The organism is Bacillus pseudomycoides DSM 12442, from assembly GCF_000161455.1.
GTDB classification, from domain to species: Bacteria; Bacillota; Bacilli; order Bacillales; family Bacillaceae_G; genus Bacillus_A; species Bacillus_A pseudomycoides.
In genome coordinates this window covers 2,178,105-2,178,491 of the sequence record NZ_CM000745.1, presented here as the reverse complement: position 1 = coordinate 2,178,491, position 387 = coordinate 2,178,105, and the positions used below count along the sequence as shown (strand labels likewise).

Here is a 387-nt window from a genome sequence, read left to right as displayed (position 1 = left end):
CTCCATTAAAGCGCCCTATAGTTTAATGACTTGATTTACTGATTATATCTTCAATCACTCACTTTGAACTATATAGATATAGTTTTTGTTGCAACTGTTTGTTGAAATGCCTTATCATGCTCAACAATAACCATTGTGGGATTAAATTGTTGAATAAGCTCTTCAATCTGCATACGCGAATAAATATCAATAAAATTTAATGGTTCATCCCATATATATAAATGAGCTTTCTCACATAAACTTTTAGCGATAAGTAGCTTTTTCTTTTGTCCACCAGAATAATGAAATATATCTTTCTCAAATTGAATTCGGTCAAAATCCATCTTACGTAGGATGGATTTAAATAACGTCTCATCAATCTCGTGCTCTTCAATAAAGTCCGATAAC

1 protein-coding gene is annotated in these 387 nt (G+C 31.3%); it reads right to left on the bottom strand.

What is annotated here, in order from left to right; all coding sequences use genetic code 11:
- Positions 1–68 precede the first annotated feature (68 nt).
- Positions 69–387 (bottom strand): ATP-binding cassette domain-containing protein (locus BPMYX0001_RS10815; protein ID WP_081449585.1); only part of this gene is annotated, 319 nt, incomplete at its 5' end.